The organism is Bombella pluederhausensis, from assembly GCF_026385525.1.
GTDB lineage: Bacteria > Pseudomonadota > Alphaproteobacteria > Acetobacterales > Acetobacteraceae > Bombella > Bombella pluederhausensis.
Genome location: NZ_JANIDY010000005.1, coordinates 20,710 through 34,082, shown reverse-complemented (window position 1 = coordinate 34,082; position 13,373 = coordinate 20,710). Strand labels below are relative to the sequence as shown.

Annotated in this window: 11 protein-coding genes and 1 riboswitch; of the genes, 6 read left to right on the top strand and 5 right to left on the bottom strand. The window is 58.9% G+C overall.

What is annotated here, in order from left to right:
* The first annotated feature begins 1 nt into the window (after position 1).
* Together NQF86_RS08650 and NQF86_RS08645 are read left to right on the top strand one after the other, a co-directional pair.
* Complete coding sequence (locus NQF86_RS08650) at positions 2 to 1,489, top strand: efflux transporter outer membrane subunit (protein WP_407652897.1); 1,488 nt, start codon at positions 2 to 4, stop codon at positions 1,487 to 1,489.
* A gap of 27 nt (positions 1,490 to 1,516) precedes the next feature.
* Entirely contained in the window at positions 1,517 to 1,870 is a 354-nt protein-coding gene (locus NQF86_RS08645) for a hypothetical protein (protein WP_266117246.1), read from the top strand.
* A 24-nt stretch (positions 1,871 to 1,894) separates the two neighbouring features.
* On the opposite strand, the gene pnuC is transcribed toward NQF86_RS08645, so the two are convergent.
* From pnuC to NQF86_RS08630, 3 genes are read right to left on the bottom strand one after another with little or no spacing between them, the layout of a single operon-like run.
* Positions 1,895 to 2,467 (bottom strand): nicotinamide riboside transporter PnuC, encoded by a 573-nt coding sequence (gene pnuC / locus NQF86_RS08640; RefSeq protein WP_266117245.1) that lies wholly within the window; start codon positions 2,465 to 2,467, stop codon positions 1,895 to 1,897.
* Positions 2,468 to 2,471: 4 nt separating this feature from the next.
* The gene (locus tag NQF86_RS08635; protein ID WP_266117244.1) at positions 2,472 to 3,596 is read right to left on the bottom strand and encodes a phosphotransferase enzyme family protein; all 1,125 of its coding nucleotides are present in this window, start codon (positions 3,594 to 3,596) and stop codon (positions 2,472 to 2,474) included.
* 2 nt (positions 3,597 to 3,598) lie between these two features.
* On the bottom strand, positions 3,599 to 5,998 hold the full coding sequence (locus NQF86_RS08630) for a TonB-dependent receptor (RefSeq protein ID WP_266117243.1): 2,400 nt from the start codon (positions 5,996 to 5,998) through the stop codon (positions 3,599 to 3,601).
* A 78-nt stretch (positions 5,999 to 6,076) separates the two neighbouring features.
* A riboswitch (TPP riboswitch) is annotated at positions 6,077 to 6,193 on the bottom strand.
* Positions 6,194 to 6,343: 150 nt separating this feature from the next.
* Between NQF86_RS08630 and rpe the strand changes: the two genes are divergently transcribed.
* Together rpe and NQF86_RS08620 are read left to right on the top strand one after the other, a co-directional pair.
* Positions 6,344 to 7,009, top strand: a complete 666-nt coding sequence (gene rpe, locus NQF86_RS08625; RefSeq protein ID WP_266117242.1) for a ribulose-phosphate 3-epimerase — start codon at positions 6,344 to 6,346, stop codon at positions 7,007 to 7,009.
* Positions 7,010 to 7,054: 45 nt separating this feature from the next.
* Complete coding sequence (locus tag NQF86_RS08620) at positions 7,055 to 8,662, top strand: heparinase II/III family protein (RefSeq protein WP_266117241.1); 1,608 nt, start codon at positions 7,055 to 7,057, stop codon at positions 8,660 to 8,662.
* A gap of 96 nt (positions 8,663 to 8,758) precedes the next feature.
* Here the strand turns inward: NQF86_RS08620 and tyrS are convergent, their stop codons facing one another.
* Both tyrS and NQF86_RS08610 read right to left on the bottom strand, forming a co-directional pair.
* Positions 8,759 to 10,009: a tyrosine--tRNA ligase gene (gene tyrS / locus NQF86_RS08615; RefSeq protein WP_266117240.1), complete on the bottom strand. Its 1,251-nt coding sequence runs from the start codon at positions 10,007 to 10,009 to the stop codon at positions 8,759 to 8,761.
* Positions 10,010 to 10,055: 46 nt separating this feature from the next.
* A complete protein-coding gene (locus tag NQF86_RS08610) occupies positions 10,056 to 10,748 on the bottom strand; it encodes an alpha/beta hydrolase (RefSeq protein WP_266117239.1) in 693 nt (230 codons plus the stop codon).
* Between the two features lie 279 nt (positions 10,749 to 11,027).
* Between NQF86_RS08610 and NQF86_RS08605 the strand changes: the two genes are divergently transcribed.
* Positions 11,028 to 12,197 (top strand): cysteine desulfurase family protein, encoded by a 1,170-nt coding sequence (locus NQF86_RS08605; RefSeq protein WP_266117238.1) that lies wholly within the window; start codon positions 11,028 to 11,030, stop codon positions 12,195 to 12,197.
* Between the two features lie 13 nt (positions 12,198 to 12,210).
* On the top strand, positions 12,211 to 13,362 hold the full coding sequence (locus NQF86_RS08600; RefSeq protein ID WP_407652896.1) for a cysteine desulfurase family protein: 1,152 nt from the start codon (positions 12,211 to 12,213) through the stop codon (positions 13,360 to 13,362).
* The last annotated feature ends 11 nt before the right edge of the window (positions 13,363 to 13,373 follow it).

The following is a 13,373-nucleotide window of genomic DNA, read 5'->3' as shown; positions in this document are numbered from 1 at the left end:
CATGACATGGCATGGCAGAAGCAGGGTCGTCCTTGCGGGCATGATGGGGCTGGGCAGCCTGTTGCTCTCCTCCTGTAACATGGCGCCGAAATATCAGCGGCCAGACCCGGCTGTCTCAAAGACATACCCGGCTGACGCGGAGATCAAGCCCGGCCAGCCTGCTCATCAGCAGGTGTCTGATCTGGGCTGGGAAGATTTCTTCACAGATCCAAGGCTGAAAGCCCTGATTGGCCTGTCCCTTGCCAATAATCGGGACCTTGCTGCCCAGATGGCCGCCGTGGCGGCTGAGCGGGGGCAGTATCAGGTGCAGAATGCTGCCCTGTTCCCGACTATTTCGGTAGGGGGAGCCGCCCAGTATGCTGGTCCTTCCGATACGGCCGGGTTCTCCTTTGCGCCGGGGGCTGGTGAATCCGTTTCGACACTGCGTTTCTATCAGACCTCTATCGGTTTCTCGTCTTATGAGATCGACCTCTGGGGGCGTATCCGCAATATGAGCAATGCTCAGAAAGAGCAGACGCTGAGCACGGCGGAAAATCTGCGGAATCTGTGGATCACCACCGTGTCGCAGGTGGCGAGCACCTATATTCAGTGGCTGGCAGACCGGCGCCTTCTGGACCTTGCCCATCGTACGGCCCGGACAAGGGCGGATACATGGCGCCTGAACAAGCTGGAATATGACCATGGCGAGCTGGATGCGCTCACTCTGGCCCAGAGTGCGACCGAGCTGGAGCAGGCCCGCTCTGACGAGGAAAAGGAAACTCGTGCCGTAGCGGATGACGAACATGCGCTACAGCTTCTTGTTGGCGTCCCATTGCCTGCAAATCTGCCGCCGCCTCTGCCTATGGGGCGGCAGACGATGATTACTGACCTTCCTGCCGGTCTACCGTCTGACCTGTTGCAGCAGCGGCCTGACATCATGGCGGCTGAACACCGTCTTCTGGGGGCTCATGCCTCTGTTGGTGCGGCACGGGCGGCGTTTTATCCCCGTGTGACACTGACAGCGAGTGAGGGGACCAGTTCCCTTCAGTTCCGTCGCCTGTTCAGCCATCTGGCGGAGACATGGGGTGTTTCCCCCAATATCAGCATTCCGTTGCTGACATGGGGTGTCAATGAAGGGAATCTGCGGACCTCAAAGGCACGGCTGAAACAGGATATCGCTGAATATCAGAAGGCCATCCAGTCTGCCTTTCGTGAAGTTTCAGATGGGCTGACAGCACGGGAAACCTATCGCAGGCAGGACAGTCATATGATTGTGTTGGAGGCACAGGCCCAGAAGGCTTACGATCTCGCCCGGATGCGTTATCATGCTGGAATTGATAGTTATCTGACCACGCTGGTGCAGGAGCGTCAGCTCTATCAGGCCCAGCAGACCCGCATCATGGTCGAGGCGGCACGGTTCCAGAATATGGTGACGTTGTATCGTGCGCTGGGCGGTGGCTGGAGCCGCAAAAGCCGGATTGCACCCAGTACGCAGCCCGGTCATCTGTAGGGCAGTCGTGGTCGAAGGGAGAAGCATATGCGTTTTGTGAAACGGGCCGGTCTGCTGGCAGGAGCTGGCATGATGGTGATGAGTGTGGCCGGACTGGTTCCAGCGCAGGCGGATGACTTCAATTCCGTGGTCAGAAAGCCCATGCCGGGCTCCTCCCTGCCCAGAATGCACGCCGATTACAGCATGTTTCACTTCGTGCCACGGGGGGATGAGGTGACTGTGCAGCCTGAGCGGAATCGCCTTCTCTTTCGCAAAAAGAGTGGCCAGCCAGATGGTTACGCCGAGCGGCGTGGGGGGGCCATCGTTTATTACGATGCCAGTGGCAAGGCCGTCCGTATTCAGCGTCTCACACCGGATGAACTGGACAGAATGAACCAGTAAGACGGGCCACGACCTGTCCGGGGATCAGCGTTTCCACTTCCAGTAGCCATAGAGGCCGAGGCCGGTATAGCCCGCATAGAGCAGGGCGGTGATGGTGAGGGAACGGTTGATGAACAGCCCCGTATAGACCACGTCAATGCCAGACCAGAGCAGCCAGCTCACCCGATGGCGGCGTGCTGTCCAGAGCTGGGCTAAGAGGCTGGCTCCGCTCAGTCCGCCATCGAGTATGGGGGTGGGGTCATCGCTCCAGCGTTTCAGGGCCAGAATCCAGAGGATGGAGAGAATCAGAAAGAAGCCTGTCTCCAACATGGCCCGGCCAGCGGGTAGGGGACGTGCTGGCAGGTCGTCAGCGGGCAGGGTGGGAAGATGTTCTGCGCCCCTTTTGCCCATTTTCTTCTCTTGTGCCCATAAGGCCCAGCCATAAAGAATGGCGACACTGAACACCCCTTGCAGCACTGTATCTGCATAGAGATGGGCCTGAAAGAATACCGTGCCATAAAAGAGCGTTGCCAAGAGTGAGATGGGCCAGCCGATCATACGGCGCTGTGCGGTCAGCCAGACGCCAGAGGCACTGAACAGGGCGGCAATCAGTTCCATCAGGTTAGTGCTCCTTCAGCATGGTCAGAAGGGCTTTCCCACGAGAGGTATGGAACCAGCGGGCATGGCCGATGAGATAGTCCCTGCGGGAGATTTCCGCGGCCTCCCTGTTGCCAAGAATATGGCCGTAATAGGCGGTTTCCGAGAGGGCGAAGGTGACGTGACAGAGTGGCAGCCAGCAGGCGGTGAGGTGTTTTTCAGAAGCGCTGCGGGGGCGCTGGGCATCATAGGCGTGTAGAAAGGCCCGTAGCTGCTTCTCATGCACGGCGGGGGTGCCATGCGGGTCCAGCCAGCTGATGAAGCTGCGTTCTATGGCGACAGCGAGGTCAAAGGCGGCGCTGGTCAGGTCACACATGCCGAAATCGAAGGCACGGGCGGCTGTGAGGTTCTGGCCTTCTCCGTTCCAGAGCAGGTTGGCTCCATGCCAGTCTCCATGCCCCCAGAGTGGCTGGTCATCCGGGAGCAGAGGGAGCAGGGCTTCATGAAAAGGGGTCAGTAGGGGCAGAACATCCCGGTGCAGGGCATCGGGCGGGCAGAACGCTGCCAGCCCGTCTTGTTGGGCCGCCCATGGAATCAGGCTGTCTTCCAGCCTGTCATGCAGCAGGGGGTGACGGGCGGAGATCAGTGGCGGGTTCTGCCGTTGTGGTGCCTGATGGCCCTCACTGGCCTGATGCAGTCGTGCCAGAAGTGTTCCGCTGGAGGCAGCCTGCGCCGTCTCCTGATAGGGGCGCCATGAATCCAGCCCTCGATAGGCGTCTCTCTCTGCATGGAGCGGGAAGGCCTCATAGGTATAGTCAGGGGTCGCCAGAGCGGTCAGGCCATTCCGCATGGGGATGGGGGCCGAGACGGGCAGGCCCTGCCGGGCCAGATGATGGGCAAAGAGATGTTCTTCCGTCAGTGTTTCAGCAGAGCGCAGAGCACGGCCATGGCGCTTGAGGAACAGCCGCCCACCATCGTCCAGCGCCACAATGGCGGAGGCGGAGAAAGGGCGGTGGCTGTGCCAGAGGATGGGATCATGAGCAGGGTGTGCCCCCCAGTGCGGTAGAAGGGCTGCAATGTCATCCTCTGTCAGGGGTGGCCAGACGCAGCCATTATAACCGCTTTCCAGACCAAGGGGGCGTACCGACATGCTCAGAACCCGGCTGTCAGGCTGGCAAGGGCAGCGAAGGGAGCGCCGATGTAATAGCCCGGTGCCGACCCGCTGATCCGTGTGCCATGCAGGCCCGTGGTATCGTGAGCGTTCAGGGTGGTGGAGTTGATGCCGGAGAGATAACGCTGGTTGCTGATGTTGCTCAGGTTCAACCGCAATGTGGGCTGATGCAGGAAGCCGACATTGTTAAAGCGGTAACCAAGGGTCAGGTCGGCGGTCATGATGGAGGGAATGCGTTCGTCATTCATGAAGCTGGAATATTGATGGCTCATGTAATGCATGGTGATCATGCTGAAGAAGTGTCCGTCATCATAGCGCAGTCCAGCCCCTGCCTGAAAATGAGGGCTGCGGACGGCTGTTTTGCCCGCTGTGGGCAGGATATCGCTCCCGGAAGCGATGTTATTGTCGATGGTGGCATGGAGATATTCGAAGGACGCATAGGGGCTGATATGGTGCCATGGGCGTGTACCGAGCTCCACATCCACACCACGGGAGGTCTGTTTCCCGGCATTGATGGTCGTAGTGATATTGGGGTTATTCGCTTCCCCGGTCTGTATCTGCCGGTTGCGGAAATTATAGTTGAAGAAGGTCAGGCTTGCTGTCAGCCAGTCCCCCGTACGGCGGTAGCCGAATTCCTCGGAGACTGAAAATTCATTCTTCAGGCGGTTGGTTCCGGCTTGGCTGATGGAACCGTTGGGTGCGCCATTGGCATCCACACCGGCATAGCTGTTGTAATAGGTGGAAACAGCCGGTGTCCGGAAGTTGGTGTTCACATTGAGGAACAGTTGATCCTGTTTCGTGAAGTTCCAGCGCATTCCGAAGCGGGGCAGGGGCTCCTGCCTGTTGCTGGAGATGTTGCGCTGCGGTCCCGGCACATCATTGGTTCCCCAGCGATGCAGCATGACCTCTTTGAAACCAATATCCATGGCCAGCCTGTCATTCATCAGGGAGATATGGTCTCCCACATAGAGGGCATTGGTCTGGGACATGGTGTGGAAGCCCCCGGCCAGATAGGGGTTACCATCCGGCATGAGGATGCGGCTGCGCTTCTTATCCGCCCAGATATTGGCGGCGGAGCCATCGCTGCCTACGGATGTGAAGGGCTGTGGCTCGTTATCGTCCGAATAATCGTACCAGTAGCCCATGACGAAGTCGTTCCATTTATATCGGGCATGGAGGGCCATGTTTACGCCAGAGCGGTAGCTGCGCTGGGTGTAATCCGCCCGTACGGTCTGGCCATCCGTTACTGGCAGGGACGATACAGGTTGAGAGCCGTAATAATTCCCTGTGCTGGAAAGTGTGGAACCATAAGGGAAGTTGCCATAAGCCCGCTGGGCATAGGGGGTGATGTCGAAGGAAATACGCTGGTTGAAGTGCAGATGCACCGGCGCACCGACATAGAGCGTTTCTTCCGGGTCACGGGAGAGACGCCAGTAATTCGTGCCGTTTTCGGGCTCGAAATGCTGGGTCAGTTTGCCGCTGTGGGTACCGTAGGTTTTCCAGTCCTCAAGGGAGGTGAAGGGATAATAGCTGGTATTGGCCCTGTTCCATGACCCCAGAATGCCCGCCTGATTTCCTTGCCCCCATTCTTTGAGAAGCCGGAAATCAATATGCTGGCGGGTATCATAGCCGCCACTGCGCCAGTTATCCGCATGTGTATTGGAGTAGGAGACGAAGCCCCTCATGCCAGTATGGCCTATTTCCCCTGTCTCCAGCCGGAGGAAGCCCCGCCGTGTGTTGAAGGAGCCGTAGGAGAAGGAGGCCAGCCCGCCGGGCTTCAGAGATGGATCAAGAAAGGAAAGCTTCATCAACCCGCCTGCGGCATTGAGGACCGGACTGTCCAGATCGGCTGACCCTTGCTGAAGACCGACCTTGCTGTAATTCTCCGTATCGGCGAACTGGTTGGGGTATCCACCATAGGAGGCTACGTCATTGAGGGGCATGCCCTCCAGCACATAGCCCAGCGCATCACCATTCAGGCCACGCACGTTGATATTGGTGTTGGGTGAAATACCGAATGGGTCGGATGTCGTGACATTGGCACCCGGCAGAATGGAAACGAGCTGAAAGGCCGAGGCTGTAGGGGCCTGTATGTCCATATAGCTGCGCCCCACCTCACTGATGGACTGCGTGCCATGCTGGGGCTGTATCAGCCCGCCTCCACGCTGTACGGCCTCTGGGGCGGCACGGGTGGTGATGTATTCTACCTTTTTTGCCTGCACATCTTTGGTTTGCGTGGCATGAGCTGGCTGCTGTCCTGATGAACGATGGAGAGTAGTGGATTTGTGGGGCTGTTTCCCCGAAGCAGCCAGTGCCCAGCCGGGACTACAGAGGAGCAGAAAGAAAGGGGCCGTTCTTCGGCCAGAGAAAAATGAGCGCATGGAATCTTCGCCTTCGGAGCACGATGGTGAAGGTTCGCTGTGCAGGCGTCAGTTCAGGGGAGATGACGGGCATGGCCCGCTCTGTGCTGTTTCCTGTCCCTTCGCCGGTACGAACCGGATCAGGTTCAAAGGGTTGGATGGCCGTGTTGCCCATCCTCTCAGCCTTGCGCAATGAAGGCACCCCTCGGAACGGATATTCCGTTAGCAGACAGGATGGGGCGTGTCCATTTTCTTTCCTGTTGGGCTGGATGGCAGAGGCCGGTGTTGTGTTTCTCTTGTAAAAAAGCCTTATTCTGCCAATATCGGGGCCAATATCTGTTTATCTTCCTTTTATCTGGAGGTTACATGCCCATTATTGCGCCAAGCCTGCTTGCCGCTGACTTCTCTAATCTGCGTCACGAGATGGGCGCTGTAGCGGAAGCACCATGGCTGCATCTTGATGTCATGGATGGGCATTTCGTTCCGAATATTTCTTTTGGCATGCCGGTTATCAAAGCGCTGCGGCCTCATAGTAAGGCCCGGTTTGATGCTCACCTGATGATCGAGCCAGCTGACCCTTATCTGGCCGCTATGGCAGAGGCCGGGGTGGATCATATTACCGTGCATGTAGAGGGGAATGCCCATCTGCATCGCACGTTGCAGACCATTCATGCTCTGGGCTGCAAGGCCGGTGTGGCCATTTGTCCGGCTACGCCACCGGAGGCACTGTCTGAAGTGATGGATATGGTCGATATTATTCTGGTGATGACGGTCAATCCGGGGTTTGGGGGGCAGAAGTTCTTACATGGTCAGTTGGCTAAGATCCGTACTCTTGCCGGGATGATCCGCCAGAGTGGCCGCGAGATCGTGCTGGGCGTTGATGGTGGGATTGATGAGACCACCACGCCGCTGGTGACAGAGGCTGGTGCGACTATGCTGGTGGCAGGCTCGGCTATTTTTGGCAAGGATGACCGCAAGGCAGCGATTGAAGGCATGAGAGCCGCTGCCCGTCCTGCTCTCCTGCGAAGCTGAGGGGCATGAGGCTTGTTTAGGTCCTGCTGGCGGCATTTTAGGCTTTTGCTGGCTTCTCTGCCCAGAAGGCAGCGGGGTGGAGCAAGCCCTGTCTGCCTGTATCAGGACAGGGAAGAAGGCGATGTCGATCAGGGGGCTTTGCTGACAGGCGGTGTCTTCCGCTTTGCCCAGAAGACCTACAATCTGCCATGGCGGGGTGTCTGGCAGAATAATGACTGGCCGGAGGATGTTCGCCGCTGGTTTTATGGGTTTGATTGGCTGAAGGACCTGCGGGCCTTTGGCACGAATGGTGCCCGTCTTCTTGCCCGTTCCATGGTGGCTTCATGGGCAGATCGTCCTCCGACTGATTCCGTAGCACGGGAAAGCGGTGTAATGGGGCGGCGTCTGTCCAACTGGCTGGGGCATTACGAGTTTTGCCTTTCCACCGCTACGGAGGGGACGCAACAGCTGGTTCTGGATGCCGCCGTGAAGGAAGCGCGTCTTCTGTCGGCTATGCTGCCATTGCCGCCTTCCGGTTGGGAAGGGCTGGCCGTGCTGCGGGGATTGCTGGCGGTTTATATGGCTGTTCCCTATTATGACGGCTTCTTCAAACGGTTTGAGAACCAGCTTCCTCTGGAGCTGAAGCGCTTGATGACAGATGATGGCATCGTGGCAGAGCGCAGCCCAGAGGCGCAGTTTCGGTGTGTTCAGCAGTTGGCGGCCATTCAGGGTATGTTTACCGTACTGCAATGGATGCCGCCGGATTGCGTGCCAGTGATGTTGGGGCGGGCCTGTGCCGTTTTGAGAGCTTTCTGCCACGAGGATGGTGGGTTGGCTCTGTTCAATGGATCGCAGGAGCGTGGTGCAAAGGCCGTGCGGGGCCTGCTGGAACAGGTTGAGCGTTACAAGGTTGTGGCATCCAGCCTCGCCAAAGGGGGCTTCGTTCGATTGACGGCAGGGCGGGCGCTTCTCCTTGTCGATGCGGCGGCGCCTGCTCCCTATGGGATGGATCTCAATGCCCATGCGGGTACGCTGTCTTTTGAGTTTTCCCATCACCGGCAGCGCCTGTTTGTGAATTGTGGAGCGGCAGAGGGAGGGGCGTGGCGCAGGGCGTTGCGTAATTCTGCTGCCCATACGGCTCTGGTGGTTGATGGTGATTCATCATCCGATTTTGGTGCGGACGGGCATGTGACACGCCGCCCCTCGCAGGTGCGCTGCACACAGGAAAAACGGGCCCGTGTGCATGAGCTGCATCTCTCCCATAATGGCTATTACCCTTCCCATGGGGTCATTTGGTCCCGTTCCCTGTTTCTGGAGCCTTCTGGTGAAGAATTGCGGGGGTGCGATACGGTGGAAGGGGAGCGTGATGTATCCTTTACGCTGCGCTTTCACATTCATCCCGATGTGCGGGTGGAGCAGGAGGATGAGGAAATCATCCTCCATGCACCATCAGAGATATGGCGTTTCCGCCAGACGGGCGGCGTGATTGCTCTGGAGGATGACCTCTACATGGGGCGGGGCGTTCCAGAACGCACGGCCCAGATCATCGTACAGTCCCGCCCCGGTCGCACTTTGCCCGTGACAGAAGAACCGGCTGAGTCTGCTAATAAGGCAGCCAAATCCCCCAGACGCCAGCAAAGGGTAGAGTGGGTGTTGGAGCATGTGCCTTTGTAATTTGTCTGTATAAGCTGGACATAAAAAAACAGCACGGCAGCAAAAAGGCTTACCGTGCTGTTTTATATTCAGGGGCCCTGACTGTGTGGTGGACTGTTATCCTACCCGGACGAGAATGTGTTTCTTCTTGCCGGAGGAGAGTTTCAGCGCACCATCCGTCAGGTCGGCGGATGTGATGGTCTGGTTCTCATCCTTGATGACCACATCATTCAGCCGGGCACCTCCACCACGGATGAGACGGCGGGCTTCGCCACCGCTGGCAGCCAGTCCAGCTTCTGCAAAGAGTTTGAAGGCAGGCATGCCTTCGGCAGGCAGGCCAGAGGCAAGCGTGACTTCCGGCAGGGCAGCCTGAACGCTGCCCTGTTCGAACACCTTGTGAGCCGTCTCGGCGGCTTCCTCGGCGGCTTCACGACCGTGACAGATGGCCGTGGCCTCGGTGGCCAGAATCTTCTTAGCCTCGTTGATCTCTGCCCCTTCCAGAGCGCCGAGACGTTCACATTCCTCCACGGGAAGGTCCGTGAACATCTTGAGGAAGCGCCCCACATCGGCATCTTCGGTGTTGCGCCAGAACTGCCAGTAATCAAAGACAGGCCGCCGCTCCTTGCGGACCCATACGGCACCGTTGGCGGATTTGCCCATCTTGGCCCCGGAGGAGGTGGTGACGAGTGGAGTCGTCAGCCCGAACAGGCGGGCGCCATCGGTACGGCGGGCAAGGTCGATGCCGGAGACGATGTTGCCCCACTGGTCAGACCCACCCATCTGGAGGATGGCCCCGTGGCGGCGATACAGCTCCCGGAAGTCGAAAGCCTGAAGAATGGAGTAGTTGAACTCAAGGAAAGTCAGGCCCTGCTCACGGTCCAGACGCTGCTTCACACTTTCGAAGGAGAGCATCCGGCTGACAGAGAACTGTACCCCGACATCCTGAAGCAGGTTGATGTAAGACAGCTTGTCCAGCCAGTCCGCATTATTGACGAGGCGGCACTTGCCATCATCAAAGTTCAGGAACTGCCCAAGAGAAGCCCGCAGCCCGGCGAGGTTATGGGTGATGGTCTCGTCCGTCATCAGGGACCGGGCTTCATCACGGAAGGATGGATCACCGATCTTTGCCGTGCCACCGCCAATCAGGGCGATGGGGTTGTGCCCGTGCTTCTGGAGAAGCCGCAGCATCATGATCGACATGGCATTGCCCACATGCAGGGAGTCTGCCGTGGGGTCGAAACCGATATAGGCCGTGATCGGGCCTGCCAGCATCTGTTCGTCCAGTGCTTCGAAATCGGTGCACTGAAAGATCATGCCACGGGCCTGAGCTTCCCGCAGGAACGGGCTTTTAAGCGATATGTCGGTCATGAAGGGCCTTCCTTCCTGTAGATGTCCTGTCGGGCGGGGCGCTGGTTCAGCCGACAGCTTCTGCCGCAGGCTGTGCCATTGTTTCTTCAGGAGCGAAAAGATTCCGCTGCCGGGTTGTCACATGGTCTTCCAGCGCATCGGCAATCAGCTCGGCCTGCTGGGAGAAAATATGATCGGCATTGTCGAAGACACGATAATCGACCGTGACATTCTTCTGCGTGTTGAGCTTGTCCACCAGCTTGCGGATGACAGGCTCAGGGGCCATGCTGTCTTTTCCACCGGCAATCATCAGGCCGCTGCACGGGCAGGGGGCAAGGAAGTTGAAGTCATAATCATCAGCAGGCGGTGCCACGCTGATCCAGCCACGGATTTCCGGCCGCCGCATCAGCAGCTGCATCCCCACGAAGGCACCGAAGGAATAACCGGCAATCCACAGTTCCGAAGAATTGGGATTGATCATCTGCATCCAGTCCAGCGCAGCGGCGGCATCGGAAATCTCCCCGATTCCACCATCATAACGCCCCTGAGAGCGGCCAACCCCGCGGGAGTTGTAACGCAGGACAGAAAAGCCCATTGTCTGGAAACGGCGGTACATGGTGTAGGCGATGCGGTTGTTCATCGTGCCGCCATGTAGCGGGTGCGGATGGATAATCAGGGCGAGAGGGGCATTAGGGTCTTCGGAGTGGTGGTAATGGCCTTCGAGCCGCCCATCCGGGCCGGCGAACATGACTTCAGGCATGCGTCTCTCATCTTCTTGTCCACTCCGCCGCCCAACGAAGGCTCAGAGTGGTGTGCGAACCGACTATGCCCGGGGCAGGGTGCCGGGCATGATTTTACGCTCCCGGCGGAAGGATGGACCTTATCCGGGAGGAACATACCGGCGTTGTATATCGGTTTCATCTTGGTAATTTCTACCAAAATCGACTCTGACACGCCGGTTTTTTCAAAACGGTAAAGAAGATCGTATCGGTCCCCTCATGGGGGTGGGGCCTGTCACGGGGGCATCGGGAGAGGAAGCATGATTCAGGGGACAGCATCACGGAACAGGCCGGTTTATCTGGATGCCAATGCAACTGAACCTCTGCGGCCCGCTGCACGGGAGGCCATTCTGGCCGGGCTGGAGCAGACGGGGAATCCGGCTTCCGTTCATGCTGCAGGGCGGACGGCTCGCATCATGCTGGAGGAGGCCCGGCGTCAGATCGCCACGGCCTTCGGGCGGGAAGCGGATAGCTGTGTGTTCACGTCAGGCGGAACGGAGGCAGATACGCTCGCCCTGCATGGGTTCGCCCGTGTGGAGGGGCGCCCTGTCCTGATGGGGGCGACTGAACATGATGCCATCCGCAAGGCAGCACCAGATGCCGGGATCATACCCGTGGACGGGCAGGGTGTGATCGACTGTGCGGCTCTGGAGGACATGCTGGCCACCCAGACGGTACCTCCATTAGTCTGCATTATGGCGGCGAATAACGAGACGGGTGTGTATGCACCATTGCGGGAGGTCGCTGCCTTATGCCGCCATCATGGGGCCTTCCTGCATGTTGATGCCGTGCAGGCGGCAGGGCGGATGTGGAAACAGGATGCGTTTTCTCTGGCCTTGAAGGATGGCTCTCTGGCAGGGGCCAGTCTGGCTCTGTCGGCTCATAAGATGGGCGGTCCTAAAGGGGCAGGGGCTCTGCTGTTGCCAGAGGATCGACCTTTGCCTCCTTTGTTGCCCGGTGGGGGGCAGGAACGGGGACGGCGTGGCGGTACACCAGCCCTTGCCTCTCACATGGGTATGGCTGCCGCTCTTGAGGAGAGCCGAAAGCAGGACTGGAAACTGCTGGAAGCGCTGCGGGATGAGTTGGAGACCGTCATGATTCAGGCAGGGGCTATCATCATGGGGCGGGATGGTGCCCGGCTGCCCAATACGGTCAGTGCCGTTCTGCCCGGTGTGGCCGCCCAGATGCAGCTCATGGCGCTGGATATTGAAGGCTATTGCGTTTCTGCCGGGTCAGCCTGTTCATCGGGCAAAGTGTCCCGGTCGCATGTGTTGGAGGCCATGGGGCAGGAGGAAGCGGCGGGTCAGGCGATCCGTGTGTCCCTGCCGTGGAATGTCGCTGCCGAGGATGTGAAGGCCTTTGGGCAGGCCTATATGCTCATGGCACAGCGTTTCGCTGAGCGTGGCGTTCTGAAAAGGGCATCGTCCTGAAATGGAGGGGCCGGTGAACAGTCAGGATGATGTGATCTATCTGGATTACCTTGCCACGACTCCCTGTGACCCTGCCGTTCTGGAGGCTATGCTGCCCTATTTCACGCAGCATTTTGCCAATGCGGGGAGTCTGCATCATCCGGGGCGGCGGGCTGAGGGTGCCGTGGAGCAGGCCAGAGAGGAGCTTGCTGGCGCACTGGGAGTCAGCCCGCAGGAAGTGGTCTGGACCTCCGGGGCAACGGAAGCCAACAATCTGGCCATCAAGGGGGCCGTTCGCTTCCTGAAGGAACAGGGGGACGAACGGCGGCGCATTATCACCGTGGCGACCGAGCATAAATGCGTTCTGGAAGCCGTAAGCTCCCTAGCGACTGAAGGGTTTGAACCTGTCATCCTGCCCGTGGAGCCGGATGGCCGTCTGTTGCCGGAACGTCTGGAGGAGGCCCTGAAGACGCCTACTCTGCTGGTCAGCATCATGGCGGCGAATAATGAGACGGGCGTAGTGCAGGACCTGTCCCGCCTTACGCCGTTGGTTCGGCAGGCGGGTGCTCTGCTGCATGTGGATATGGCTCAGATGCTTGGTAAGCTGCCCTTTACGCTGAAGGGAGTCGATCTGGCATCATTTTCGGCACATAAAATCTATGGCCCCAAGGGGGTGGGGGCTCTGTATGTCCGGCGGCGCCCCCGTGTGCGGCTGATGCCGCTGCTTTCCGGTGGTGGACAGGAGCGTGGCCTGCGGTCCGGTACACTGCCCGTGCCGCTGATCGTGGGGATGGGCATGGCAGCCCGACTGGCCGTGATAGGACAGGCGGATGAAGCTACACGGCTTGCGGGCTTGCGGGATGGGCTATGGCAGGGTATGCGGCAGCTGTTCCCGGTGGCTCGCTGTAATGGAGCCTCTGCATCACGGCTACCGGGTGTTTTGAACATCTGTCTGCCTGATGGGCCGGAGGTTCAGCAGGTCATGGCCGCCGTACCGGGGGTTGCTTTTTCAGCGGGTTCAGCGTGTTCGGCAGCATCCGGGGCACCGTCTTACGTTCTGAAGGCAATGGGGCTGACAGATGCGGAAGCACGCAGAAGCTTGCGTCTGTCGGTGGGACGTTTTACCTCGGCAGGTGATGTGGAGTGCGCAGTGGCCCGTTTTGGGCAGGGCCTTGCCAGAAGGTAAGGCTGCTGCAT